Source organism: Nonomuraea sp. NPDC001831, from assembly GCF_042892035.1.
GTDB lineage: Bacteria > Actinomycetota > Actinomycetes > Streptosporangiales > Streptosporangiaceae > Nonomuraea.
The window spans coordinates 780929-799037 of the sequence record NZ_JBIATU010000002.1 but is presented as its reverse complement, the minus strand read 5'-3'; the positions used below and the strand labels follow the sequence as shown (position 1 = coordinate 799037).

At 73.2% G+C, this 18109-nt stretch carries 13 protein-coding genes; 8 read left to right on the top strand and 5 right to left on the bottom strand.

Annotated elements, in window-relative coordinates:
• Window positions 1-2: 2 nt before the first annotated feature.
• From ACFYYW_RS09195 to ACFYYW_RS09180, 4 genes are all read left to right on the top strand, one after another.
• Window positions 3-1094 (top strand): sugar phosphate nucleotidyltransferase, encoded by a 1092-nt coding sequence (locus ACFYYW_RS09195; RefSeq protein ID WP_387646752.1) that lies wholly within the window; start codon window positions 3-5, stop codon window positions 1092-1094.
• A 63-nt stretch (window positions 1095-1157) separates the two neighbouring features.
• Window positions 1158-2051, top strand: coding sequence for a DNA-3-methyladenine glycosylase family protein (locus tag ACFYYW_RS09190; RefSeq protein WP_387646750.1), 894 nt, complete (start codon window positions 1158-1160; stop codon window positions 2049-2051).
• 51 nt (window positions 2052-2102) lie between these two features.
• A complete protein-coding gene (locus tag ACFYYW_RS09185) occupies window positions 2103-4655 on the top strand; it encodes a bifunctional FO biosynthesis protein CofGH (RefSeq protein WP_387646747.1) in 2553 nt (850 codons plus the stop codon).
• 116 nt (window positions 4656-4771) lie between these two features.
• The gene (locus tag ACFYYW_RS09180; RefSeq protein ID WP_387646744.1) at window positions 4772-6484 is read left to right on the top strand and encodes a substrate-binding and VWA domain-containing protein; all 1713 of its coding nucleotides are present in this window, start codon (window positions 4772-4774) and stop codon (window positions 6482-6484) included.
• 32 nt (window positions 6485-6516) lie between these two features.
• Here the strand turns inward: ACFYYW_RS09180 and ACFYYW_RS09175 are convergent, their stop codons facing one another.
• The 4 genes from ACFYYW_RS09175 to cofD all read right to left on the bottom strand — a co-directional run bounded on the left by ACFYYW_RS09175 (window position 6517) and on the right by cofD (window position 9996).
• A complete protein-coding gene (locus ACFYYW_RS09175; RefSeq protein ID WP_352323379.1) occupies window positions 6517-6942 on the bottom strand; it encodes a DoxX family protein in 426 nt (141 codons plus the stop codon).
• A gap of 15 nt (window positions 6943-6957) precedes the next feature.
• Complete coding sequence (locus tag ACFYYW_RS09170) at window positions 6958-7689, bottom strand: lytic polysaccharide monooxygenase (protein WP_387646740.1); 732 nt, start codon at window positions 7687-7689, stop codon at window positions 6958-6960.
• A gap of 100 nt (window positions 7690-7789) precedes the next feature.
• Window positions 7790-9061, bottom strand: coding sequence for a coenzyme F420-0:L-glutamate ligase (locus ACFYYW_RS09165; RefSeq protein ID WP_387646737.1), 1272 nt, complete (start codon window positions 9059-9061; stop codon window positions 7790-7792).
• Window positions 9058-9996 (bottom strand): 2-phospho-L-lactate transferase, encoded by a 939-nt coding sequence (cofD, locus tag ACFYYW_RS09160; protein WP_352323382.1) that lies wholly within the window; start codon window positions 9994-9996, stop codon window positions 9058-9060. The genes ACFYYW_RS09165 and cofD overlap by 4 nt, the downstream gene beginning before the upstream one ends.
• A gap of 182 nt (window positions 9997-10178) precedes the next feature.
• Between cofD and ACFYYW_RS09155 the strand changes: the two genes are divergently transcribed.
• The 4 genes from ACFYYW_RS09155 to ACFYYW_RS09140 all read left to right on the top strand — a co-directional run bounded on the left by ACFYYW_RS09155 (window position 10179) and on the right by ACFYYW_RS09140 (window position 17658).
• Window positions 10179-12860 carry a hypothetical protein gene (locus ACFYYW_RS09155; RefSeq protein ID WP_387646734.1) on the top strand — a complete coding sequence of 894 codons (2682 nt, stop codon included), beginning with the start codon at window positions 10179-10181 and terminating at the stop codon, window positions 12858-12860.
• Between the two features lie 321 nt (window positions 12861-13181).
• Entirely contained in the window at window positions 13182-13442 is a 261-nt protein-coding gene (locus ACFYYW_RS09150; RefSeq protein ID WP_020546325.1) for a WhiB family transcriptional regulator, read from the top strand.
• Window positions 13443-13546: 104 nt separating this feature from the next.
• Window positions 13547-16354 (top strand): glycosyltransferase family 2 protein, encoded by a 2808-nt coding sequence (locus tag ACFYYW_RS09145; protein ID WP_387646732.1) that lies wholly within the window; start codon window positions 13547-13549, stop codon window positions 16352-16354.
• Window positions 16355-16362: 8 nt separating this feature from the next.
• Window positions 16363-17658, top strand: a complete 1296-nt coding sequence (locus ACFYYW_RS09140; RefSeq protein WP_387646730.1) for a DUF5719 family protein — start codon at window positions 16363-16365, stop codon at window positions 17656-17658.
• 22 nt (window positions 17659-17680) lie between these two features.
• Here the strand turns inward: ACFYYW_RS09140 and ACFYYW_RS09135 are convergent, their stop codons facing one another.
• Window positions 17681-18040 (bottom strand): metallopeptidase family protein, encoded by a 360-nt coding sequence (locus ACFYYW_RS09135; protein ID WP_221762053.1) that lies wholly within the window; start codon window positions 18038-18040, stop codon window positions 17681-17683.
• Between the last annotated feature and the right edge of the window lie 69 nt (window positions 18041-18109).

Sequence of the window (18109 nt, the reverse complement as noted above, 5' to 3'; positions counted from 1 at the left end):
TGATGGAGAGCTCTTTGCCAGACCTCGAGGCGATCCTCCTGGTCGGGGGGCAGGGCACACGCCTGCGTCCGCTGACACTGGGCACGCCCAAGCCGCTGCTGCCGACCGCCGGAGTGCCGTTCCTGGCCCACCAACTCGCCCGTGCCCGGTCCTTCGGCGTGCGCCGGATCGTGTTCGCGACCTCGTACAAGGCGGCGATGTTCGAGCCCGCCTTCGGCGACGGGTCAGCCCTCGGGCTCTCCCTCGAATACATGACCGAGGAGACGCCGCTCGGCACCGGCGGGGCCATCCGCAACGCCGCCGAGGCGCTCACCTGCGGGCCCTCCGACCCGGTGCTCATCCTCAACGGCGACATCCTGTCCGGCCACGACATCGGCGACCAGGTGCGCACCCACTGCGAGCGCGGCGCCGCCGTGACGCTCCACCTGACGGAGGTGGAGGACCCGACGCGGTTCGGCTGCGTGCCGACCGACGAGTCCGGACGGGTGACCGCGTTCCTGGAGAAGACCCCCAACCCGGTCACCAACCGCATCAACGCCGGCTGCTACGTCTTCACCCGCTCGGTGATCGACTCGATCCCGCGCGGCGAGGTCGTCTCCGTGGAGCGCGAGACGTTCCCCGGGCTGATCGACTCCGGTGAGCTGGTGCTGGGCTACGCCGACCGCACGTACTGGCTCGACGTGGGCACGCCGGCCGCGTTCGTGAAGGGCTCGCGCGACCTGGTGCTCGGGCGGCTCGACTCGCCGGCGCTGCCGGGCCCGCAGGGCGAGCACCTCGCCCTCGACGGGGCGAAGATCTCGGCCGAGGCCAAGGTCCAGGGCGGCACCACCGTCGGCGCGCGGGCCGTCGTCGAGGCGGGCGCGTCCGTGGTGGGCTCGGTGTTGTGCGACGACAGCGTCATCGAGGCAGGGGCCACGGTGAGCGACTCGGTCGTGGGCAAGGGCGCCCGGATCTGCTCCGGCACGGTCGTGCGCGACGCGGTGATCGGCGACGGCGCGGTGGTCGGGCCGGGCAACGAGCTGCAGGGCGGGGTGCGCGTCTGGCCGGGCGTCGAGCTGCCCGAGCGCGCGGTCCGCTACTCCAGCGACGTCTGACCCGCCCGCCGGGGCCGCGCGGGTGAGCGACCACCCGCCGCCGCGCGGCAGACTGGACGGGTGATGGAACGCAGGTGGGAGCCCGACGGGCCGCTCGACGTGGAGCTGGCCCTCGGCCCCCACCGGCGCGGCACCGGCGATCCCGCCTGGCGCCGCACCTCCGACGGCTCGATCTGGCGCGCCTGCCGCACCCCCGACGGCCCGAGCACGCTGCGGGTGACCGTGACGGCCGCAGCCGTGCGGGCCCAGGCGTGGGGGCCGGGCGCCGGCTGGTCGCTGGAGACCCTGCCCGCCCTGCTCGGCGCGCTCGATGACGTCTCCGGCTTCCGCGTCCGGCACGACGTGCTGGCGGACGTGGCGCGCAAGCACGCGGGGCTGCGCATCGGGCGTACCGGGCGGGTCATGGAGGCGCTGGTGCCCGCGGTGCTGGAGCAGAAGGTCGTCGGCCGGGAGGCCTGGCGGGCCTGGCGCTACCTGCTGCGCAACTACGGCGAGCCCGCCCCCGGCCCCGCCCCCGACGGCATGCGGGTGCCGCCCGAGCCGGTCGTGTGGCGGCAGATCCCGAGCTGGCACTGGCACCGGGCGGGCGCGGAGGCCGTCCGGGCCCGGACGATCGCCAACGCCGCCTGGCACGCCGCCAAGCTGGAGGCCGCGGCCACCACGGAGGAGCTCGACCGGCTGCTGCGGGCCCTGCCCGGCATCGGCGTCTGGACGTCGGCCGAGGTGCGCCAGCGGGTCTTCGGCGACGCCGACGCGGTGAGCGTGGGGGACTTCCACCTGGCCAAGCTGGTCGGCTACGCGCTGACCGGGGAGAAGACCGACGACCAGGGGATGATGCGGCTGCTGGAGCCGTACCGGGGGCATCGGCACCGGGCGACGGTGCTCGTCTGGCTCAGCGGTCTGCGCCCGCCGGCGCGGGGGCCGCGGATGGCCGCGCGCGACTACCGGTCCTTCTGACATCCCGCCCTGGGTGCGCGTCACGAACCCAGGGGTGCGTACTGTGCCTCTATGAGTCTTGTCAGTGATTCCGCGCTTCGCCGTGCCCTCGCCCGTGCCCGTGACGGCAAGGCGCTCGACCTCACCGAGGCCGTCGTGCTGCTGCACGCGCGCGGCGAACAGCTCGACGCGCTGCTCGAGCACGCCTCCCGCGTGCGCGACGCCGGACTGAAGGCCGCCGGCAGGGAAGGGGTGATCACCTACAGCAGGAAGGTGTTCATCCCGCTGACCAGGTTGTGCCGGGACCGTTGCGGCTACTGCACGTTCGCGACCGCGCCGCACAAGCTGGAGTCGGCCTTCCTGAGCCCGGACGAGGTGCTGGAGATCGCCCGGCAGGGCGCGGCGATGGGCTGCAAGGAGGCGCTGTTCACGCTGGGGGACCGGCCGGAGGATCGCTGGCACCAGGCCCGCGAGTGGCTGGACGCGCACGGCTACGACGACACGTTGTCCTACGTGCGCGCCATGGCCATCCTGGTGCTGGAGGAGACCGGGCTGCTGCCGCACCTCAACCCCGGGGTGCTGAGCTGGCGTGACCTGCAGCGGCTCAAGCCGGTCGCGCCGTCGATGGGCATGATGCTGGAGACCACCTCGCGGCGACTGTTCGAGGAGAAGGGGCAGCCGCACTACGGCTCCCCCGACAAGGACCCGGCGGTACGGCTGCGCGTGCTGGAGGACGCCGGCCGCAGCAACGTGCCGTTCACGACCGGGATCCTCATCGGCATCGGCGAGACCGTCGAGGACCGGGCCGAGTCGATCTTCGCCGTCCGGAAGGTCGCCCGCGAGTACGGCGGCATCCAGGAGGTCATCGTCCAGAACTTCCGCGCCAAGCCGGACACGGCCATGCGCGGCCTGCCGGACGCCGACCTGCACGAGCTCGCGGCCACGATCGCCGTCGCGCGGCTGGTCCTCGGCCCCCGCGTACGCCTCCAGGCCCCGCCCAACCTGGTCGACTCCGAGTACGCGCTCATGATCCGGGCCGGCATCGACGACTGGGGCGGCGTCTCGCCCCTGACCCCCGACCACGTGAACCCGGAACGCCCCTGGCCGCAGATCGACGACCTGGCCGCGCGTACCGCCGAATCCGGCTTCGACCTGCGGGAACGTCTGACGATCTACCCCGAGTACGTGCGGGCCGGCGAGCCCTGGCTGGACCCGCGGCTGTTCGCGCACGTCGAGGCCCTGGCCGACCCCGCCACCGGGCTCGCCCGCGAGGACGCCGTGCCGCAGGGCCGTCCCTGGCAGGAGCCGGACGGCGGGTTCACCTCCGCCGGACGGGTGGACCTGCACGTCGAGGTGGACACCACCGGCCGCTCGAACGACCGGCGCGACGACTTCGACCACGTCTACGGCGACTGGACGGCCCTGCGCGAACGCCTCGGCCCGATCGCCGCCTCGACGCCGAGCGACGTGCGGCAGGCGCTGCGGCGGGCCGAGGCCGACCCCGCCGGGCTGACCGACGCCGAGGCCGTCGCGCTGCTGGGCGCGGAGGGCGAGGCGCTGGACGAGCTGGCGGCCATCGCCGACGCGCTGCGCGCGCAGGCCGTCGGCGACGAGGTCACCTACGTCGTCAACCGGAACATCAACTTCACCAACGTCTGCTACACCGGTTGCCGCTTCTGCGCCTTCGCCCAGCGCAGGACCGACGCCGACGCGTACACGCTGAGCCTGGACCAGGTGGCCGACCGGGCCGAGGAGGCGTGGGCGGCGGGCGCGACCGAGGTGTGCATGCAGGGCGGCATCCATCCCGACCTGCCGGGAACCGCCTACTTCGACATCGCCAGGGCGGTCAAGGCCAGGACACCCGGCATGCACGTGCACGCATTCTCCCCGATGGAGGTCATCAACGGAGCCTCCCGGACGAACCTGTCCATACGCGACTGGCTGGAGGCCGCCAAGGACGCCGGGGTGGACTCGCTGCCCGGCACGGCGGCCGAGATCCTCGACGACGACGTGCGCTGGGTGCTGACCAAGGGCAAGCTGCCGGCCAAGGAGTGGATCGACGTCATCACCACGGCCCACGAGGTCGGCATCCCGACGACGTCCACGATGATGTACGGCCACGTGGACCACCACCTGCACTGGGTCAGGCACATCAAGCTGATCAGGCGGCTGCAGGAACAGACCGGCGGGTTCTCGGAGTTCGTGCTGCTGCCGTTCGTGCACACCAGCGCCCCGATCTACCTGGCCGGCATCGCCCGGCCCGGCCCCACCGCCCAGGAGAACCGCGCGGTGCACGCCCTGGCCAGGATCCTGCTGCACGGCGCGATCCCCAACATCCAGTGCTCGTGGGTCAAGCTCCAGGACGACCTGTGCCGCCAGGTGCTCCGCGGCGGCGTGAACGACCTCGGCGGCACCCTCATGGAGGAGACGATCAGCCGGATGGCGGGCTCGGAGAACGGCTCGTACAAGACGATCAGCGAGCTGCGCGAGATGGTCGAGGTCACCGGCAGGCCGGTACGCCAGCGCACCACCGAGTACGGCAGCCCGACGGCCGAACGGCTGGCCGCCGCGCAGGCGAGCGACGGGGTGTGCCAGAGCGTGAGAAGGGTCTTGCCGATGGCATAGTTGTAACAAGTTCTAACAAGGGTTGCGCCCGGTATGGGAGGCACTGGAAGAATCATCACTCCACTGGAGAGAGGTTCATCGTGCGGTTGGGTCGACACCGTGCCGCGCTGCCTCCCGTGCAGCGACGCAGGAAGGCGCTCCAACGGGGCATGCTGGCCGGCCTCGCCGCCGTGGCCGTCGCCGCCGGCAGCCTGTACGTGGTGCTCGGCGGCGGTCCCGCCCTGTGCGTATCACGAGATCCTGTTCTGGTCAGCGTGGCCGCCGCCGTGGACGTGGCGCCGGCGGTCATGGAGGCCGCCGGGCGCTTCAACGAGACCAAGGCGTCGGTCGGCGGCCGGTGCGTGCTGGTCCAGGTGACCGAGCAGCCGTCGGCTACCGTGCTGCGCACGCTGATCGGCGACCGGGCCGGCGTGCTGCGCGAACGTCCTGACGGCTGGATCGCCGACTCCTCGGCCTGGATCAGGCTGGCCCGCAGCCAGGGCGCGAGCTCGCTGCCCGCGGGGGAGACCGTGGTGGCCACCTCGCCGCTGGTGTTCGCCACGCGGTCGTCGCTGGCCCGGCGCTTCTCGGTCGGCGGGACCGAGATGAACTGGCGGATGGTCTTCCCGCCGACCGTGCGCGGGCGGCTGACGCCCAGCTCGGGCGAGCCCGACGTCGTACGGGTGCCCGATCCGTCGCTGGTGGGCGCGGGGATCGCGACCGTGGCCGCGGCCAGGGACGTCGTGGGCACCGGCCCTGCCGCCGACAAGGCGCTGACCGCGTTCGTCCGGTGGGCGCAGGCCGGGTCGGCGCCCGACTACCGCAGCATGCTCGACGCCGTGGACGACCGCGGGTTCTGGCAGCGGCCGGTGGTCATCGTCCCCGAGCAGTCGGTGTGGAACCACAACCGGGTGCCCTCGCCCGACCCGGTCGTGGCGCTGCACCCGCGCGAGGGCACGATCGAGCTCGACTATCCCTACGTCGTCACGGCGGCCGATCCCGGCGTCGCGGAGGCGTCCACCGCCTTCGCCGACTGGCTGAAGGGCGGCCAGGCGCAGGAGATCGTCCGGCGGGCCGGGTTCAGGTCGGGCGACGGCCGGCTGGGGCCGCTCTCGCCGGGGCCGCAGCTCCCGTCCGAGGCGCCGAAGACCAGGCCGTCGGTGTCGCAGCAGGACATCGACGAGGCCCTGCGCGCCTGGAGCAGGCTGGCGCCGCCGACCAACATCCTCGTGCTGGCCGACACCTCCAAGCACATGGCCGAGCCGCTGAACGGCAGCACCAAGGTGCGCATCGCCCTGGCCGCGGCCAAGATCGGGCTGCAGCTCTTCCCGAACTCCACGCACATGGGCATGTGGGAGTTCGCCGACAAGGTGGGAGCCGTCAGGAGCTACCGGCAGCGGGTCAGCCTCGGCCCGATCAGCGAGCCGGAGTCGGGCCAGGTGCTGCGGCGCAGCGTCCTCGACGAGCTGACCAGCACGATCGCCCCCCACCCCGACCTGGACAGCTCGCTCTACGACGCGATCCTGGCCGGGTTCCGCAGGATGAGCGGCGACTACCGCGACGACATGAACAACACGCTGCTGGTGATCACCGCCGGCAAGGACGACGGCAGGGGCGTCAAGCTCCCGCGGCTTCTCGATGCGCTGCGGAAGGAGTGGGACCCGGACAAGCCCGTCCAGATCGTCATCATCGCGTTCGGCAAGGACGTGGACCGCGGCAGCCTGTCGCAGATCGCGGCGGCCACGAACGGCTCGCTGCACGAGGCGCAGGAGCCCGGGGAGATCATCGACGTCTTCCTCGGCGCGCTGGCCCGCAGGCTCTGCCATCCCACCTGCAAGCCGGCCGCCTGAGGGGATGCCGGTCGCCCGGCACCCCCTCCGGCCTACATCTGGTGCACGGTGGCGTTCTCGCCGCGGTGGGTGAAGCGGGACACGAGCTTGTCCAGCGACCACGCGCCGCTGCCGAGCAGCGCCAGCATCAGGAACGACCACGAGAACATGGCCGCGGCCTCGCCCCCGTTCTGCAACGGGAACAGACCCTTGGGCAGGTGGACGGTGAAGTAGGCGTAGGCCATCGTGCCCGAGCAGAGCAGGGCGGCGACGCGGGTGGCGAGCCCGATGAGGACGAGACCGCCCGCGCCGAGCTCGATCACCCCCGCCCACCAGTCGGGCCATTGGCCTACGGACGGGGTCGTTCCGCCGTACGGGCCGCCGAGTACGCCGAACAGAGTGGCGGCCCCGTGGCAGGCGAACAGCAGGCCCACCACGATGCGGAACAGCGACAGCGCGGCGTCACGAAGCTTGGTCATCGGCCTGTCCAGACCTCAGATCCGCTGCCAGAGCGCCGGGACGTTCGGCGGCTCCCAGCCCGCGATGGCCGTGTGGGGCTGCAGGCACCGGTAGGAGACGCCGTTGTAGGTGACCGTGCTGCCCGTGGTGTAGGCCGTGCCGGCCTTCCAGGTGCCCGAGGCCGTCGTGGTCGGCGTCGGGGTGGGGGTGGGCGTGGGGGTCACGGTCGGGGTGGGGGTGGGGGTGGGCTGGCCGCCGCCGCCGATCTGCAGGTCGATGCAGGAGTAGAAGGCGTTGGAGGTGTCGGAGATGTTCCAGATCGCCAGGACCTTCTGGCGGCCGGAGTAGCCGGAGAGGTTGACGGTGTGGGAGATCGTCGACGGCGGCTGCTGGCCGTTGCCGTTGAAGACCGCGACCCGGGTGCCGCCGATGTAGTACTCGTAGTTGAGCGTGGCGTGCCTGGCGGTGAACGTCCAGGTGAAGGTCACCGAGTTGCCCACCGAGGTGGCCGGCCACGGCTTGCTCTCGTCGCTGAGCTGAGCGAACTGTCCAAGATTGGCGTTGCAGCTCCGCAGGCCCTTCGGGCCCTCCACACTCTGCGGCTCGTAGACGATCTGGCCGCAGTCGGGCACCTTGCCCTGGGCGCAGAACGCCTGCCTGCTGGGCGGCGAGTTCACATAACCGTGGGCGAACGCGGGAGAGGTGTTGAACACCGCCGTGGCGATGGTGATCACCGCCACGGCGACTAACGTGAGAGTCCTTCGCATTGAAGTGGCTCCTTTACATGGGGGGATAGTCCAAATGTAAAGGAAAGTTTCCTAACGGTAAACGGTTGGCTTACCAGATTTCCAGACTCCCGTCAGAGGCTCAGCGCGTCACGATGAAATCGCGCGGGTCACGGGGGGCGCGGTCGCGCGGCGGCGCGGCGGCGTGCCCGATCGCCACGCAGCCCATCGGGTCCCATGACTCCGGCAGGTCGAGCACCTGCCTGACCACCGGCCGGCAGAACATCGTGGAGGACACCCACGCCGAGCCCAGCCCCTCGACCGCGAGCTGGATCAGGAAGTTCTCCACGCCGGCGCCCGTCGCCACGACGAACATCTCCCGCTCGGAGGCGTTGCGCCGCTCGTCGCGGTAGGTGTGCGAGCCCTCCATCACCAGGCACGGCACGACCAGGTAGGGGGCGTTGCGCAGGACGTCGCCGCGTTTGATCCGCTTGGCGATCGACTGCTCGGTGAACCCGTCGCCGCGCAGGTCGTCGATCCACGCCTCGCGCATGGCGTCGAGCAGCTCGGTGCGGGTCCGCGCCGACTCGACCAGCACGAACCGCCACGGGGTCGTGTGGTGCGGCGCCGGCGCCGCGATGCCCGCGGCCACCGCCCTGCGCACCGCCTCGCCGTCGACCGGCCGGTCGGAGAACTCCCTGATCGTACGGCGGGCGAACACGACGTCGCGGGCGCCGAAGCGGAACATGTCCTCGTCGGCCGGGCGGACGAGCGGCCTGACCCCCGGCCCGTCGTCGTCGGTCACCAGATGGGCCAGGCCGCGCACGATCGCCGCGGGAACGCCGTCGAGCTTGCCCTTGACCAGCTCGGCCGCGCTCGCGATCTCGTCGGCCAGCGCGGTGACGGTGGCGTTGAGCGCGTTGCCGTAGGGATCGGAGGAGCCGCGGAAGTCGTCGAGCGGACGAATCCCGGCGGCGCCGATCGCCACGTCGGTCAGCCCGTTGCGCCACGGACGCCCGAACGTGTCGGAGACGATCACCCCCACCCGCGCGCCCAGCCCGGCCCTGATCCGCGCCGCCGAGGCGTCGGGGTCCTCGGGCAGCAGCAGGACGGTGCCCGGCTCGGTGTTGGAGGCGTCGACCCCCGCCGCGGCCATGACGAAACCGTGGCGGGTCTGGACGATCACCGTGTCGCCGCGCCTGGCGACGACCCGCTCGGTCTCCTCCTCGATGGCGCTCGCGCGGTCGGGCGCCTGGCGGACGCGCCCCTCGGCCTTGCTGACGATCTTGGAGGTGACCACCACGATGTCGCCGTCGCGCAGGTCGGCGTCCTTGAGCAGGGCGGCCACGTCGTCGCCCGGCCGGACCTCGCCGATGCCGGTGACGGCGATCACCTCGACCCGCTGCGTGCTCATCGGGCCAGCTCCAGCGCCAGGTCGAGCGCCGTGCGGGCGATGTCGGCGGTCGCCTCGGCGTCGTGCATGAGGATCGGGCGGGACACCACCCGCACGCCGTCGAGCGCCACCCCGGAGTCCTCCTCGGCCACCAGCCAGCCGTCGACCAGGCCCGAGCCGTAGAGGTCGAGCACGGCCTGGGCCGAGGTCTCCACCCCGATGGCCGTCAGGCAGGCGTCGGCCATGCCGCGCACGGGCGCGCCGCCGATGATGGGGGAGACGCCGACCACGGTCTTGGCCGCGACCGCCTCCCGGATGCCGGGCACCTGCAGGATCGTGCCGATGCTCACCACCGGGTTGGACGGCGGCAGGATGACCACGTCGGCCTGCTCGATGGCCTCCAGCACGCCCGGCGCGGGCTTGGCGGTCTCGACCCCGACCAGCGCGAACGACTCGGCCGGGACCGAGGCGCGCAGACGCACCCACCACTCCTGGAAGTGCACGGCCCGCTTGCCGCGCTCGTCGGAGATCACCACGTGCGTCTCGCAGCGGTCGTCGGTCATCGGCAGCAGCCGCACGCCCGGCTGCCAGCGCACGCACAGGGCCTCGGTGATCTGCGAGAGCGGATAGCCCGCCTCCAGCATCTGCGAGCGGACGATGTGGGTGGCGAAGTCGCGGTCGCCGAGCCCGAACCACTGCGGCTCGACCCCGTAGGCGGCCAGCTCCTCCTTGACGACGTGGGACTCCTTGGCCCGGCCCCAGCCCTGCTCCTCGTCGATGCCGCCGCCCAGGGTGTACATGACGGTGTCGAGGTCGGGGCAGACCCGCAGGCCGAACAGGGTGATGTCGTCGCCCGTGTTGCCGATGACGGTGATCGAGGCGTCGGGTGCGGTGGCGCGCAGGCCGCGCAGGAAACGGGCGCCGCCGATGCCGCCGGCGAGTGACACGATGTGCATGCGTCCCAGTCTTCCATCGGCGTCCGACATCCCCGTGGGGGGAGTGGTTCTGTCCCACTTCGGAGCAACGAAGTTCCAGGTATAGGGGTAAATGGGATGGAAGAGGTTCTTGGGACACCCGCCGCGAAAGTCGGCAATGTGGCAAACTCCCTTCGGGCCAAAGGGTCCGATGGGGGTTACTCATGAGCAAACTCAATGCCGCCCGACTACGGGAGCCGGCCGCCTGGATCATGCTCGTCACCGGGCTCGTGGACGTCGTCCTGACGATCGGCCACATCCTGATCGGCTCGGGCAGCCCGCTCGGCGGCGGGTTCGCCACCCGTGCCGCCGCGAACCTCACGGGCCTGACCAGCCCGGTCGTGACCGCGCTGCTCGTGGGCGCCGTGCTGCTCGTCACCAGGACGGGCGAGCGCTCGTCCAAGGCCCGGCTCATCGCCTACGGCTCGGCCGCCGGCCTGCTGCTCGCCGCCGTGTTCGGCGCGCTGGCGCTGATCGTCGGGCTGTTCGCCGGTGGCGGCTTCCGCGGCGTGGTGGAGTACGTGCTCACGGGTGTGCCCCTGCTCGCGCTGACCGCCGTCGGGCTGGTCTACCTGCTCCCCGAGGTCATGCCCGGCCGCGCCCCCATCCCCACCCTCGACGGGTACGGCCGCCCGACCACCCACTACGGCCAGCCCCAGCAGTTCGGCCAGCAGGACCAGCCCCAGTACGGCCGCCCCCAGCAGTTCGGCCAGCCGGACCAGCCCTCCTACGGCCAGCCGGATCAGCCCGCCTACGGCCAGTCCGACCAGCCCTCCCAGGGCCGGCCCGACCCCGCGCCGCAGCCCGCGTACGCGCAGCCGCACGCCGCGCCGACCCCCTACGGCCAGCAGTCCGCGCTCGCCGAGCTCCCCCCGGGCCAGGACCCCCAGACCCCGGCACCCGACAGCCGGCCCGCCTCCTCCGGCTACGCCCCGCAGCCGCCCTCGGGCCAGGTCCCCGCAGGCTCGGGCTACACGCCGCAGCCGCCGTCCGGCCAGCAGTCCCCGGGCTACGCGCCCCAGCCCCCGTCGGGCCAGCAGTCCCCGGGTTACGCGCCCCAGCCTCCGTCCTCCGGCTACGAGCCCCAGCCCGCCTCCGCCGCGTACGCCGTCCAGCCCCCGTCCGGCCAGCACGCCACCGTCACCTTCGGTCAGCAGGACCAGCAAGCTCCGTACGGCCAGCAGGACCCGCAGGCTCCGTACGGCCAGCAGGACTCCCAGGCCGCCTTCGGGCAGCAGGACCCGCAGGCTGGTTATGCCCAGCAGGACCAGCAGGCCGCCTTCGGGCAGCAGCCGGGTTACGGCGGCGGACAGGCGCCGAACCCGGGAGCGCAGTCCGGCTACGGCCAGCAGCCCCCGAGCTACGGCGGCCACCCCGACCCCTCCGCCGGCGGTTACGGCCAGCCCGAGCCGTCCACCCCCGGCTACGGCCAGCCCGCCCCCGCCTTCGGCCAGCCCGACCCCGCCGGTTACGGCCAGCCCGCGCCCTCCGCGCCCGGCTTCGGCCAGTCCGACGCCCCCGGCTACGGCCACCAGCAGGAGACCCCCGTCCCGCACGCGGCCGAGGCGCAGTCCCCCTACGCCCCCCAGACCCCCGACGCCCAGCCCGCCTACGGCCAAGTCCAGGGTCAGGGCCACGGCCAGCAGCCCGCCTACGGCCAGCCCGAACAGCCCCCGTTCGGCCAGCCCGCCCAGGGCCAGCAGCCCGACCAGTCACCGTTCGGCCAGCCTTCGCACGGTCAGCAGCCCGACCAGACCCCCTTCGGTCAGCAGCCCGACCAAGCTCCCTTCGGGCATTCCTCGCACGGCCAGCCTGACCAGGTCCCCTTCGGCCAGCCTTCGCACGGCCAGCCTTCGCATGGCCAGCCCGACCAGGCGCCCTTCGGTCAGTCTTCGCACGGTCGGCAGTCCGAGCAGACCCCGTTCGGCCAGCCCTCTCACGGCCAGCAGTCCGAGCCGTACCAGCAGCAGCCCTACCAGCCGGCCAGGGCCGCGCTTCCGGGCCCGGCCGCCGACCAGCCCTTCGGCCACCCGCAGGGACCGGCCGGTCAGCCGTTCGCGCAGCCGCAGGGCTTCGGCCAGGACCAGGGGTACGCCCCGCCCGCCTACACCCCGTCCGAGACGCTCCCCGACTCCGGCTACCAGCCGCCGGCCGGCGAGTACACCCCCGCCCCGTACGTCCCGGCCGACAGCCAGCCCAGCGCGTACGGCCAGTCCGGCTACCCCACCCCCGAGAACCCGTACGCCCCGAGCAACAGCTCCCCGAACGCCTTCGCCGACCAGGCGTACCCGAGCGGCGAGACCAGCCCGAGCGTCCCGTACCCGCAGGCGGAGCCGCAGCAGCCGTACCAGGACCGGCAGAGCGCCTTCGACCAGCAGGGCGGCCAGCCGTTCACCGGCTACTCCGGCCACGAGTACGCCACCCCCGCCTTCCAGGAGCCGGACCCGCCCGTGGACCCGCGCTCCCAGCAGCTCCTGGACGCCTACCAGCAGGCCGAGACCTACCAGAGCTCGACGGCCGCCTCCGGCACCCAGCCCGACCTGCGGGTGCCGGACTACGCCGGCCAGCCGGCCAGGCCGTACGACGACCCGTTCGGCCACCCGCAGCAGGCCCAGCCCTACCAGCAGCAGCAGAACGCGTACGAACCCCAGCAGGGCCAGTACGAGCAGCCCCAGACCTACCGCCCCACCCACCAGGCCCCGGCCGGCTGGAGCGAGGCGCAGGGCGAGTCGACGATGCGGCTCGACCCCTCGCAGCTCGGGGACGCACTCGGCGCCCAGAACCGCCCGGGTGACGACCCAATCGACCCAACGGCCATATACACGCCCAACGAGCCACGCAGGTAACGGACCGGCAAACGACGGCTAGAGAGAAGGTGGCCCAAAGGGCGGGCGTCTACCCCGCCCTGGTACGGTTCCGACCGCTGACAGCGTTGAACGAACCGGGTCGAAGCCTTGCTGTGCAGGGGGAGTCGGCCTGGTGCGAACACCACATGCCGAGCACACCGGGGCGAGAGTCGGTCTTTCCCCGGATACCGTCATGCCGCTTGACGTCACGTACGGCACGCGCGTGTAATTACAACCATGTTGTTACGCCTTCCCGTGGGTGGGTAGGAGGAAGGCGTCCATGGGGGGCTCCATTGCGGGCGGGCGGCAGGGAGGTGTGCAGTGACCGATCCGGTCATCGCACAGGATCAGCTTGACGCTGAAGAACTCGGATGGCAGGAGCGCGCGTTGTGCGCGCAGACCGATCCGGAGGCGTTCTTCCCGGAAAAAGGCGGCTCCACCCGAGAAGCCAAGAAGGTTTGTCGATCGTGCGAGGTCCGTGCCGAGTGCTTGGAGTACGCGCTCGAACACGATGAGCGCTTCGGCATCTGGGGTGGGTTGTCGGAGCGGGAGCGCAGACGGATCAAGCGCCAGGCCGTTTAGGGGATATGAGCGAAAGGGTCACGCGGTAGCCCGCGTGGCCCTTTTTCGCGTGTGATGTCAGCTGTAGGGTGGGCGCGCCTGATCAACGCTGGAGTCGCCCGCCCATGTCACGCCCCCTCGTCACCGCGATCGTCGTCGCCCATGACGGCGGCCGCTGGCTGGGGGACACCCTGCGCGCGCTGGCCGGTCAGAGCCGCAGGCCGGAGCGCGTCGCCGGGGTCGACAACGGCAGCAGGGACGGCTCGGCCGACCTGCTCGTACGGGCGCTCGGCGCGTCCAACGTGCTCACGCTGCCGCGCTCGGCCTCGTTCGGCGACGCGGTGGCGGAGGTGCTGGACCGGTTGCCGCCGTGCGGCCAGGACGAGTGGCTCTGGCTGCTGCACGACGACTGCGCCCCCGACCGGCGGGCGCTGGAGGCCCTGCTCATGGCGGCCGAGCACGATCCCAAGGCGGCGGTGCTCGGCCCGAAGCTGCGCGACTGGCTCGACCGAAGGCGCCTGCTCGAACTGGGCGTGACCGTCGGCCTCACCGGGCGCAGGGACACCGGGCTTGAGCCGCGCGAGTTCGACCAGGGTCAGCATGACGGCACCCGGGAGGTGCTCTCGGTCTCCACGGCGGGCATGCTGGTCCGCCGCGACGTCTGGGAGCGGCTCGGCGGCCTCGACCCGCTGTTCCCGCTCTTCCGCGACGACCTCGACCTGTGCTGGCGGGTGCGCAACGCCGGCCACCGGGTGCTGGCCGTCCCCTCGGCGGTGGCCTGGCACGCCGAGGCGGCGGCCCGCAGACGGCGGCGGATCACGGTCAGCGGCGACCATCCGCGCCGGCTCGACCGTCGCAACGCGATGTTCGTCGTCATGGCGAACCTGCCGTTCCGCGTGATGGTGTGGGCGCTGCTGCGGAACCTGGCCGGGTCGGCCCTGCGCACGCTGCTGTTCCTGGTGGGCAAGCAGCCGGCGAACGCGCTGGACGAGATGGTGGCGCTGGGGTCGATCCTGGCGCACCCGGTCCGGCTGCTGAAGGCGCGCAAGGCCCGCCGCGAGGGCCGTAAAAAGGGATTCATTCGTATAAAGCGGTTGCTGACGCCGCCGGGGGCGGCCTACCGGCGGCTGACCGACATGGTGCAGAGCTTCCTCGCCGGCGCGGGCCCCGTCGACTCCGCCGGCCGCCACCACCACTCCACCCCCGAGGACGAGGAGGACAGCGCGCCCGCCGACATCGGCGCGGTCAAGGGCTTCCTCAGGCGGCCCGGCGTCGTCCTCATGATCGTCCTGGCCGTGGTCTCGCTGGCCGCCGAACGGTCGCTGCTCGGCGGCGACCGGCTGGGCGGCGGCGCGCTGGTCCCGGTCACGGGCGGCGCGGGGGATCTGTGGCGGTTCTACACCGAAGGCTTCCACGACATTGGGCTCGGCTCCACCGACTGGGCGCCGCCGTACGTGGCGCTGCTGGCGCTGGCCTCGACGCTCGCGCTCGGCAAGACGTGGCTGGCGGTGTCCGTGCTGCTGCTCGGCTCGGTGCCGCTGGCGGGGGCGTCGGCGTACCTGGCCACCCGGCACGTCATCCCGGCGGTGCCCGCGCGGGCCTGGGCGGCGGGCACGTACGCGCTGCTGCCCGTCGCGACCGGCGCGATCGCGTCCGGACGGCTCGGCACGGCGGTGGTGTTCGTGCTGGTCCCGGTGTACGCCGCGCTCGGCGCCACGCTGCTGTCCGGGGAACGGCGTCGCGCGCGGCGCGCGGCCTGGGCGCTCGGGCTGCTGCTGACCGTGGGGACGGCGTTCGTCCCGCTGGTGTACCCGCTCTTCGCGGTGCTCGGCGTGCTGGCCGCCGTCGCGTACGGCGGGGTGCGGCGCGGCGTGGCGACCTCCATGGTGATCGCGCTCGCGGTGCCCGTCGCGCTGCTGCTGCCGTGGCTGGCCGGGCTGGTCGCGGACCCGGGCCGGATCCTCCTGGAGGCGGGCCTGCACGATCCCGCCCTGGTGGCGGCGGGGCTCGCGCCGGAATCGCTGCTCGCGCTCAGCCCCGGAGGGCCGGGGCTGCCGCCGTTCTGGGTGACGGCCGGGCTGGTGGTGACCGCGCTGGCCGCGCTGCTCATGCGCCGCCAGCGGCTGATCGTCGCGATCGGCTGGGGCGTCACGTTGTACGGCGTGCTGGCGGCCGTCCTGGTCAGCCGGATCAGCGTCGAGGGGGCGCGGGCCTGGCCCGGCGTGCCGCTGGCGTTCGCGGGGACCGGGCTGCTGGTGCTCGTCGGCCTGACCGCGCACCGGCTGGCCGAACTGCGGGCCGGCGGCGGGCTGCCCAGGATCGGCGCGTCCCTGCTGGTGGCCGCGGCCGTGAGCACGCCGATCCTGGCCGCGGGTCACTGGGTGGCGTACGGGGTGCGCGGCCCGCTGACCGGCCACGCGCCCGACGTGCTGCCCGCGCTGGCCGCGTGGAGCACCCGGCACGGCGAGCGCACGCTGGTCGTCAAGGGGGACGCCTTCACCGTGCTGCACGGCCGTACCCCGTTGATCGGCGAGGCCGAGCTGCCGGTCGCCTCCGAGGGACGGTCGAAGGTGGCGGACGCGGCGCGCGGCCTGGTCGGCGGGCGTGGCGGAACCGACGCCGCGACGCTGGCCCAGCACGGGATCGCCATGCTGGCCGTGGCCGCGCCGGTGCCGCCACCGCTCGCCAGGTCGCTGGACTCGCAGCCGTCGCTGGAACGCATGAGCCTGTCGGAGGCGGGCGGCCTGTGGCGGCTGACCGAGCCGTTCACCCGGGTGCCCGCCCAGCCGGGGGACGTCGTGCACACGCCCTGGTTGTGGACCCAGGGCGTCCTGGCCCTGATCGTGCTGGTCCTGGCCATGCCGGGACGCCGGGGGAGCGGCGCGGTCGAGGGCGTCGAGGCGGCCGTCCCCGTGCCCGCGGGGGCGCGATGAAGGCGTTCGTGGAGAACAGGTTCGGCCTGCTGGCGCTGGTCGTGGTGGCCCTGTCCGCCCTGTACGGCGTCGCGCTGGTCACCCGCCCGGCCCCCGTCCCGCCCGGGGCCGGGGGGCCGCGGAAGGTCGCCGTCGAGTCGGTGACCGCCGTCTGCCCCGGCGCCAAGGGCGCGCGGATGAACGTCTACCTGCCCGAACACCTGTCCCACGAGGTCATGAAGAACGCCGAGCCGTACGTGACGAACGGCCCGGGAGCGCTCGAAGCCGGATACACCACCCGGGTGACCTCGGGCGCGGCCCGCGGATTGTCCGGAGTGCGCTGCACCGAGCCGGCCCAGTCGGCCTGGCTGGTCGGCCCCGGCCCCGCGGCGGCCGGCGTGATCCTGCACCTCACCAACGCCGACAAGGCCCCCGCCCAGGCCGACGTCGAGGTGTACGCGGCCGAGGGCCTGATCTCCGGCGACGCGGGCCGCGGCCTGGAGATCGCGCCCGGCGAGCACAAGGAGATCGACCTCCGGACGCTGGCACCCTCGGCCGACGTCATGGCCGTCGCCGTGACCACCGTCTTCGGCCGGCTCGCGGTCGCGGCCAGGGCGTCGATGCGGGGCGGCGGCGTGGACTGGCTGCCGCTCGCCGCGCCCCCGGCCACCCGCGTGGTGGTGCCCGGCATCCCCGGCGGCGGCGGGCGGCGCGAGCTGCTGATCGCCGCCCCCGGCGAGAACGACGTGTCCGTGCAGGTCAAGGCGGTCAGCGAGGACGCCGCGTACGCGATGAGAGGCCGCGAGAGCGTCGACGTGCCCGCCGGCAGCGTGGTCGCGCTGGACGTGACCACCGGGATCGGCGGCGAGCCGGCCGCGCTCGTGCTCACCGCGCCCGCGCCGATCGTGGCCGGGCTGGTCGCCACCGGCACCGGGCAGCGCCTGGACGTCGCGTTCACCGCGGGCACGCCCCCGCTCGACCTGGGCAGCGCGGTCGCGGGCAACGGTCCGGGCACGCGGCTGCTGTTCACCGCGCCGGACGGGCCGGGCGAGGTCAGGGTGCAGGAGGTGCCGGCGAAGGGCGCGGCGGGCAGGCCGTACGAGGTGGCGGTGCCCGCCGGGCGCACCAGGGAGGTGCGGCTGCGCGGCAAGGGCGAGTTCGCCGTGGTCGTCACGCCCGTGTCGGGCCAGGTCTACGGCGGCCGGGTCATCGAGGAGCGGGAGAGGGACGGCCTGCTCGTCACCGCCCAGCCGCTCGCGCCCGCGCGCGTGTGGACCGTGCTGCCCGCGCTGACCGACAGCGCCCGCGTGGTGCTGCCCGGCTGAGCGCGGGTCGTCGTGGTCCGGGTCAGCGGCGGTCGTCGTAGCCCGGGTCGACGGTCTCGGGGGCGAGGCCGAGCAGCGTGGCGACCTGCTCGACCACCGTGTCGTGCACCATCGCGCCCAGGGTGTCGCGGTCGCGGGCGCGCGCCTCCAGCGGGCGGCGGTAGATCACCACCGCGGCCGGTGACTGGCCGCTGGCCGCGTCGGCCCGGCCGAACGGGATCGGCTCGGTGCCCATGCTCGGCCCGTCGCCCAGCTCGTTGAGCGGCGGCACCTCCTCGACCGCGAACTCCACGGCGGACAGCTGTTTGTCCCACCGCGGCCGCAGCCGGTCGACGGCGTCGAGGACGAGGTCGTCGAAGCGCTCGCTGCGGGAACGGGCCATGGGGACGTGGGAGGGGGCGAGGGGGCCGCGCAGGCCACGACCGTGGCGATCGCGCCGTCTGGGACCGCG

Bases quoted from the DNA above. Each gene is read 5' to 3' on its own strand.
- ACFYYW_RS09195 (WP_387646752.1), top strand. From the start codon at position 3: ATGGAGAGCTCTTTGCCAGACCTCGAGGCGATCCTCCTGGTCGGGGGG.
- ACFYYW_RS09190 (WP_387646750.1), top strand. From the start codon at position 1,158: ATGGAACGCAGGTGGGAGCCCGACGGGCCGCTCGACGTGGAGCTGGCC.
- ACFYYW_RS09185 (WP_387646747.1), top strand. From the start codon at position 2,103: ATGAGTCTTGTCAGTGATTCCGCGCTTCGCCGTGCCCTCGCCCGTGCC.
- ACFYYW_RS09175 (WP_352323379.1), bottom strand. From the start codon at position 6,942: ATGACCAAGCTTCGTGACGCCGCGCTGTCGCTGTTCCGCATCGTGGTG.
- ACFYYW_RS09170 (WP_387646740.1), bottom strand. From the start codon at position 7,689: ATGCGAAGGACTCTCACGTTAGTCGCCGTGGCGGTGATCACCATCGCC.
- ACFYYW_RS09165 (WP_387646737.1), bottom strand. From the start codon at position 9,061: ATGAGCACGCAGCGGGTCGAGGTGATCGCCGTCACCGGCATCGGCGAG.
- cofD (WP_352323382.1), bottom strand. From the start codon at position 9,996: ATGCACATCGTGTCACTCGCCGGCGGCATCGGCGGCGCCCGTTTCCTG.
- ACFYYW_RS09155 (WP_387646734.1), top strand. From the start codon at position 10,179: ATGAGCAAACTCAATGCCGCCCGACTACGGGAGCCGGCCGCCTGGATC.
- ACFYYW_RS09145 (WP_387646732.1), top strand. From the start codon at position 13,547: ATGTCACGCCCCCTCGTCACCGCGATCGTCGTCGCCCATGACGGCGGC.
- ACFYYW_RS09135 (WP_221762053.1), bottom strand. From the start codon at position 18,040: ATGGCCCGTTCCCGCAGCGAGCGCTTCGACGACCTCGTCCTCGACGCC.